The organism is Nocardioides dubius (assembly GCF_039528155.1).
Classification (GTDB): Bacteria; Actinomycetota; Actinomycetes; order Propionibacteriales; family Nocardioidaceae; genus Nocardioides; species Nocardioides dubius.
On record NZ_BAAALG010000001.1, the window covers coordinates 145,504 to 149,489 of the forward strand.

Below are 3,986 nucleotides of genomic sequence, written 5' to 3' on the forward strand. Positions count from 1 at the left end.
CCTCGCTTCCTGATCACCCATCCACACCCCGTTTCACGCCCTCCTGCCGATGGTCCGGTTCGCGCCGAGGTTGTCCACAGGGTGTGGGGTGGGGTGCCGCTTAGCGGGGGCGGACGGTGACCTCGTTGATCGAGGAGTCCGCGGGGACGTCGAGGACGTGCACGATGGTCGCCGCGACGGTGTCGGCGTCGCTCCACTCGGAGGCGTCGTAGGGACGCCCCTCCTGGGCATGCACCTGCTCCTGCATCGGGGTCGCGGTACGGCTGGGGTACACCGTGGTCACGGCGACGCCGTTCGCCCGCTCCTCGGCCCGCAACGCATCCGCTACGGCGCGCAGCCCGAACTTGGAGGCCGCGTAGGCCGCCCACGAGGGGTTGGCGGTGAGCCCCGCGGTGGAGTTCACGAAGACCACCGTGCCCCGGCTGGTCCGCAGCAACGGGAGCAGCTCGCGGGTCAGCAGCGCCGGAGAGGTCAGGTTGACGTCGAGCTGGTGCTGCCAGGCCCCGAGCTCGACGTCGGCGACCGTGGCCAGGTCGACCACGCCGGCGACGTGCACCAGCGAGTCGAGCGGGCCCTCGACCCGGTCGGCGATGCCGGCCAGGCTGCCCGGATCGGCCAGGTCGCCGACCACGACGGCGGCACCGGGGAACTCCGCCGCCAGCTCGCCGCCGCGGGCCTCGTCACGGGCCAGCAGGAGCAACGCGTCGCCGCGCTCGTGGAGCCGGCGGGCCACCCGGTTGCCGATCCCGGAGCCGGCCCCGGTGATCAGATGCCGCCGCTGGCTCACCGGGTGAAGACGATCTTGCCGAAGACGTCGCCGGCGGCCATCGCCGCGAAGCCGTCACGGGCGTCGGTCAGCGGGATCTCGCGGTCGATCAACGGCCGGGCGCCGGTGGCGTCGAGCATCGCGACCAGCGAGGCGAGCTCGTCGCGGGTGCCCATCGTGGAGCCGATCACCGAGAGCTGGAGGAAGAAGATCCGGGTCAGCTCCGCGTCGTCGAGCTGCGGGCCGGAGGTGGTGCCGGAGATGACGATCCGCCCGCCCGGACGCAGCGCCCGGATCGAGTGGCTCCAGGTGGCGCGGCCGACCGTCTCCATCACCGCGTCGACCTTCACCGGCAGCCGGGCCCCCGACTCGTAGACCTCGTGCGCACCGATCTCCAGAGCACGGGCCCGCTTGGCCTCGTCACGGCTGGTGGCCAGCACCCGCAGGCCCGCGGCGCGCGCCAGCGTGATCAGCGCGGTCGCCACGCCGCCGCCGGCGCCCTGGACCAGCACGGTCTCGCCGGCCTTGAGGCCGCCCTGGGTGAAGAGCATCCGGTAGGCGGTCAGCCAGGCGGTGGGCAGACAGGCGGCTTCCGCGAAGGAGAGCGAGGCGGGCTTGGCGACCACGTTGCGGCGCGGGACGATCACCTTGTCGGCGAAGGTGCCCTGGTGCCGCTCGGAGAGCAGCGAGCGCTTGGGGTCGAAGGTCTCGTCACCCGCCCAGTCCGGCGAGGAGATCACCGCGTGCACGACGACCTCGTTGCCGCCCTCGTCGTAGCCGGCGGCGTCACAGCCGAGGATCATCGGGAGCTGCTCGGCCTTGAGGCCGACGCCGCGCAACGACCACAGGTCGTGGTGGTTGAGCGAGGCGGCCTTCACCGTGACAGTGGTCCACCCCTCGGGAGCGACCGGATCGGGCCGCTCCCCCAGGATCAGACCGTCGAGCGGGTTGTCGGACGAGAACGAGTCGGCATATACGGCGAACATGCCGTTGAGGTTACCGCTCGCTCACCAGGCCCCGGCCGGGACGTCATACGGTGAGAGCGCCGGAGCGCTCCGTCCGCATGACGTCCGGGTGGGTGCCTCAGCGGCGGGCGACGCCGTCGCGCCGGGCTGCCTCGGCGACCGCGGTGGCGACAGCGCCACCGACCCGCGGGTCGAACGGCGACGGGATGATGCAGTCCTCCGAGAGGGCGTCACCGACCAGGTCGGCCAGCGCGTCGGCAGCCGCGAGCTTCATGCCCTCGGTGATCGCGGTGGCGTGCACGTCGAAGGCTCCCCGGAAGATGCCTGGGAAGGCCAGCACGTTGTTGATCTGGTTCGGGAAGTCCGAGCGACCGGTGGCGACCACCCGGGCGTGCCGGTGGGCGACGTCGGGGTGCACCTCGGGGTTCGGGTTCGCCAGACCGAAGATGATCGCGTCGTCGGCCATGCTGGCGACGATCTCCTCGGGAACGGTGCCACCGGAGACGCCGATGTAGACGTCGGCGCCCTCCATCACCTCGGCCAGGGTGCCGGAGCGGCCGAAGTTGTCGGCCGTGTCGGCGGCCAGCGCGGCCTTCACCGGGGTGAGGTCCGAGCGGACCGAGCTCAGCACGCCCTGGCGGTCGGTGACCGCGATGTCCTTGATGCCTGCCTCGAGCAGGATCTTGGTGACGGCGACGCCGGCCGCACCGGCGCCGGAGACCACCACGCGGGTGTTCGCCGCGCTGCGACCGGTCAGCTTGAGGGCGTTCTTCAGCGCGGCGAGCGCGACCACGGCGGTGCCGTGCTGGTCGTCGTGGAAGACCGGGATGTCGAGGCGCTCCTTGAGGCGCTCCTCGATCTCGAAGCAGCGCGGGGCCGAGATGTCCTCGAGGTTGATGCCACCGAAGGACGGCGCCATCCTGGCGACGGTCTCGATGATCTCGTCGGTGTCGGTGGTGTCCAGGCAGATCGGGATGGCGTCGACGCCGCCGAACTGCTTGAACAGCACGGCCTTGCCCTCCATCACGGGCATGGCGGCAGGCGCACCGATGTCACCGAGGCCGAGGACGGCGGTGCCATCGGTGACCACGGCAACGGTGTTCGGGACCCACGTGTAGTGCTGGGTGTTCTGCGGATCGGCGGCGATCGCTTCACAGACGCGCGCCACGCCGGGGGTGTAGGCCAGCGACAGCTCGTCGGCGCCTGCCAGCTCCACGGCGGAGGTGATCCGCATCTTCCCGCCTACGTGGAGGTCGAATACCGGATCTCCCGCGAAGGGGTGGGCCGGGGCTTCGGAGTTTTGGGCAGGCATGGATGACTTTCGACAAAGGTGTGTGGGTGGACGGTGATCGGACGTCAGCAGCATGCATGTCGAGGCGTGCCAGACGAGCGACGATCAAGGGGGTCTCCCAACTGCCATCCTCTCACATCACCGGCGACGACGACTCCACGGCCAGATCCGTGCGCTCACCCGGGCCAGCACGTCGGCCTCGGCGATCACCCCGCGGTGCCGGGAGTCGACTCCCTCGGCGGGGTTGTCACTGAGGAGCCACCACCCCGTCGCACCGGTCCGGGTCTCGCGCCGCTCGACGGCGCGCTTCACCGCCAGCGTGCCGTCGGGGAACCTGGCCAGCACCCGGTCCCCCGGGCGCGCCGCGGCACCCCAGCGCACCAGCAGGCGGTCGCCGTCACGGAGCCCCGGCTCCATCGAGCGGCCGCGCACGATCGCGACACCCCAAGGCAGCACAGGGCTCCCGCTCTCCACTTGTCCTCGCATGACGAGTAGTCTCGCAACCAGCACAGCCGAACTCGTTACTCTCCCTAGGAGGACGCCAAGCATGCTTGCGCGACTGTTTGCCCCCACCGTCGAGGCTCAGGCCCACTGCGACCTGCCCTGCGGCGTCTACGACCCCGCCCAGGCCCGCATCGAGGCCGAGTCGATCAAGGCCGTCATCGCCAAGGCGAACGACAGCGACGACCCGGACTTCCGCACCCGTGCGGTGCTGATCAAGGAGCAGCGCTCCGAGCTGGTCAAGCACCACCTGTGGGTGCTGTGGACCGACTACTTCAAGCCCCCGCACTTCGAGGCGTACCCGCAGCTGCACTCGCTGGTCAACGAGGCCACCAAGCTGGCCGGCGCGACCGGCACCAAGGGCTCGCTCGACGCCGAGGTGGCCGACAAGCTCCTCGCCAAGATCGACGAGATCGCCGAGATCTTCTGGGCCACCAAGAAGGCCTGATCTCCACGCCTGTCA

General features: G+C 70.7%; 5 protein-coding genes. 1 reads left to right on the forward strand and 4 read right to left on the reverse strand.

The genetic code is table 11. The features are described from left to right. Positions 1–100: 100 nt before the first annotated feature. The 4 genes from ABD151_RS00615 to ABD151_RS00630 all read right to left on the reverse strand — a co-directional run bounded on the left by ABD151_RS00615 (position 101) and on the right by ABD151_RS00630 (position 3,508). Positions 101–787 (reverse strand): SDR family oxidoreductase, encoded by a 687-nt coding sequence (locus ABD151_RS00615; RefSeq protein ID WP_343990151.1) that lies wholly within the window; start codon positions 785–787, stop codon positions 101–103. Further along, on the reverse strand, positions 784–1,752 hold the full coding sequence (locus ABD151_RS00620) for a zinc-binding dehydrogenase (protein ID WP_343990154.1): 969 nt from the start codon (positions 1,750–1,752) through the stop codon (positions 784–786). Before ABD151_RS00620 ends, ABD151_RS00615 begins: the two co-directional genes overlap by 4 nt. 97 nt (positions 1,753–1,849) lie before the next feature. Next, the gene (locus tag ABD151_RS00625) at positions 1,850–2,965 is read right to left on the reverse strand and encodes an NAD(P)-dependent malic enzyme (protein ID WP_343990157.1); all 1,116 of its coding nucleotides are present in this window, start codon (positions 2,963–2,965) and stop codon (positions 1,850–1,852) included. 195 nt (positions 2,966–3,160) lie between these two features. Next, a complete protein-coding gene (locus ABD151_RS00630; RefSeq protein ID WP_343990160.1) occupies positions 3,161–3,508 on the reverse strand; it encodes a S24/S26 family peptidase in 348 nt (115 codons plus the stop codon). A 61-nt stretch (positions 3,509–3,569) separates the two neighbouring features. Here ABD151_RS00630 and sodN point away from each other — a divergent pair, with 61 nt between their 5' ends. Further along, positions 3,570–3,971 (forward strand): superoxide dismutase, Ni, encoded by a 402-nt coding sequence (gene sodN / locus ABD151_RS00635; protein ID WP_343990163.1) that lies wholly within the window; start codon positions 3,570–3,572, stop codon positions 3,969–3,971. The last annotated feature ends 15 nt before the right edge of the window (positions 3,972–3,986 follow it).